The organism is Pseudomonas sp. GM80 (genome assembly GCF_000282515.1).
Taxonomy (GTDB): Bacteria; Pseudomonadota; Gammaproteobacteria; order Pseudomonadales; family Pseudomonadaceae; genus Aquipseudomonas.
The window spans coordinates 1-2,881 of record NZ_AKJD01000275.1; the positions used below are offsets into that span (position 1 = coordinate 1).

The following is a 2,881-nucleotide window of genomic DNA, read 5'->3' on the forward strand; positions in this document are numbered from 1 at the left end:
TGCGGCAGCTCCTACAGGAGGTGTGCTGCGAAGCCTTGGCGCTCGGGGGTGATTGGGTCTTTGAGGGTCAGTGCCGGAATCTCGTAGTCGCCCGCGTTCTGTTGCCGAAACGCAATCGGGCGCGTACTCCACAGCTCATCCAGTCGGCGGCCTAATTCGTCGCAGGTCTCGGCATACCGTGCCGCGTCCATCCGGCTGGTGCGATACACCAGAAACGGCGGCACCACTTCAAAACCGGGGTAGTACAGAATCCCGTGCTGGATCGGAAACAGCAGATCATCCATCGGCCCGTTAATCCCGCGCGGCGCGTAATGCGACTCCCACCCGCCAGTGGTAACCATCAACATCGCCCGTTTGCCTTTCATTTTCCCTTCGCCATAACGCTCGCCCCAACGACTGTCGGAGTGTTCACCGACGCCGTAGGCAAAACCGTAGGCGTACACCCGATCGACCCAGCCTTTGAGAATGGCGGGCATGGTGAACCACCACAGCGGAAACTGCAGGATCAACGCATCCGCCCACAGCAGTTTCTCTTGCTCGCGAGCGATATCGTCGGCCTGGGTGCCTTCGGCGTAAGCGACTTTCGAGTCGAGGGAGGCGTGGAATGCTTTCGTCGCATCGCGCTGCGGGGCGTCGTCGGCGTCGAGGGTGGGTTTCCAGTTCATCGCATAGAGGTCGGAGACCTGCACGGTGTGGCCGGCGGCTTGCAGGCGCTGGATAGTGAAGTCCCGCAGCGAGCCGTTGAGGGAAGTCGGTTCAGGGTGGGCGTAGACCAGTAAGACATTCATGTTGAGGTTCCTGTGCTTGAGTGACAGCAGGATCGGCGTTCACCCGGTATATTGGAAATGAATGTCTGATATGTCTGGTATAGCCGTGAATAATTTGAGACGCCTCGATATCAATCTGCTGCTCACGCTCGATGTGTTGCTGTCCGAGCACAACGTCACCCGCGCGGCGCAACGGCTGAACCTGTCGCAGCCTTCGGTGAGCGTGCATCTGGCCAAGTTGCGCGACATTTTTGGCGATCCGTTGCTACTGCCGGGGCCGCGAGGAATGCGCCCGACCGCGCGCGCCGATGAATTGCGCGAACCGTTGCGCGAGGCGTTGGAGGCATTGGAAAGGGCGGTCGCGCCGGCCAGTGCGTTCGATCCGGCGCAGGCGACGCACACCTGGAAAATCGCCGCCACGGACTACGGCGAATCGACCGTTGTCCTGCCGGCCCTCAGCGGGTTGCGCGAACAGGCGCCGGGCACGCGCCTGGCAGTGATCGACCTGACTCCCGCGCATTTGGTCAAGCAGGCCGAGCAGGGCGTCTTCGACATTGCTCTGCACATCAGCGAAGACGCGCCGCCGGAGTTGCACTCACGACCGTTGTTCACGGAGCGTTATGTGCTGGCCGGTCGTATCGGTCATCCGGGTTTGCAGCGCGCACCCACCCGGCAACAGTTCTGCGCATTGGAGCATGTGATGGTGTCGCGTGAGGGCGGAGGGTTTTTCGGCGTGACCGACAAGGCGTTGGCCGATGTCGGGTTACAAAGAAAAGTGGTGTTGTCGGTGCCGCACTTTCTGATGGCGATGTCGGTGCTGGCCAGCACCGATCTGGTGGCGATGCTGCCGTCACGCCTGGTGCGTGGCAACCCGGCATTGCAAGTGGTCGACGCGCCGCTGGAAGTACCCGGTTACGAGATGACGATGTTCTGGGGCGAACGCTCGCACCGCGATCCGGCGCACAAATGGCTTCGCGAGCAGTTGCTGGCCTCGGTCTGACGGGGGTTACGCGTGGCCGAGCGCGACGGCAAACGACACGACGATCATGCACGCGAACGCGAAATTGAGATTCATGAGGTGTTCATCCTGAGCCTTATTGAAGTGCGGCCATTGTGAACAGGCGAAAAGCAAAGAAAAAATTCGCCTTGTTGATTCCAATGATCGAAACAATTGATAGCCGCTTGTTTGTGTTTGCCTGAAGCTTTCGCTAGTCTCGCTAAAACCTGCAATTACAAGCATAAACAGGCGTAACCATGCACGACCACTCCGCGTCCGAACTTCCCTCTCTGCGCCGCCAGAAAATTCTTCTGATCCTTGAACGCGATGGCAAAGTCATGGCGTCCGAGCTGAGTCAGCACTTTGCGGTGTCCGAAGACACCATCCGCCGCGACCTCGCTGAACTGGATAACGCAGGGCTTGTGCAGCGGGTTCACGGTGGCGCGCTGCCGCGTCCGAAGGACTCCGGCAAGGATTACTTCGCGCGGCTGGATGAAACCGATGAGGTGAAAATCCGTCTCGCGCAATTGGCCGCGCAGCAGATCGAGGATGGGCAGATTGTGCTGTTCGACTCCGGCTCGACGACGTTGCAGGTCGCGCGCTCGTTGCGTGCCGATATCAGCATCACGGCGGTGACGGCCTCACCGATGACGGCGATTGCGTTGTCGGAATTCAAGGGGGTGAAGGTGATTCTGGCGGGCGGGGTGTTGAACCCGAGGACCATGTCCGCGAGTGGTCATGAGACGTTGCGTTTGCTTGCGGGGATCAAGGCGGATCTGGCGATTACCGGCGTATGTGCGATCCATCCGGAGGTGGGGATTACCTCGTTGCATTTCGATGAAGTGCCGGTGAAACAAGCGATGCTCGATGGCGCGACGCGGGTGATCGCGGTAACCACGGCGGACAAGCTTGGAGCAGTTGAGCCGTTTGTGGTGGCATCGTGCACGCGCCTGCACACGCTGATTACCGAGCGGCATCTCGCCTCGGGGAGTGTCGAGGATTATCGGCGCTTGGGCATCGTTGTCGAGCAACTGCCAGACTGAGACCGCCCCCCCTGTAGGAGCTGCCGAAGGCTGCGATCTTTTGATCTTGATTTTAAAAAACAAGATCAAAAGAT

The 2,881-nt window shown here is 59.8% G+C and carries 3 protein-coding genes; 2 read left to right on the forward strand and 1 reads right to left on the reverse strand.

The window, feature by feature from the left end; translation table 11 throughout:
- Positions 1 to 11: 11 nt before the first annotated feature.
- Entirely contained in the window at positions 12 to 788 is a 777-nt protein-coding gene (locus PMI37_RS30795; RefSeq protein WP_008088973.1) for an NAD(P)H-dependent oxidoreductase, read from the reverse strand.
- Between the two features lie 61 nt (positions 789 to 849).
- On the opposite strand from PMI37_RS30795, the gene PMI37_RS30800 reads away from it, so the two are divergent.
- A complete protein-coding gene (locus PMI37_RS30800) occupies positions 850 to 1,767 on the forward strand; it encodes a LysR family transcriptional regulator (protein WP_008088975.1) in 918 nt (305 codons plus the stop codon).
- Positions 1,768 to 2,021: 254 nt separating this feature from the next.
- Positions 2,022 to 2,807: a DeoR/GlpR family DNA-binding transcription regulator gene (locus PMI37_RS30805; RefSeq protein ID WP_008088977.1), complete on the forward strand. Its 786-nt coding sequence runs from the start codon at positions 2,022 to 2,024 to the stop codon at positions 2,805 to 2,807.
- Positions 2,808 to 2,881: the final 74 nt, after the last annotated feature.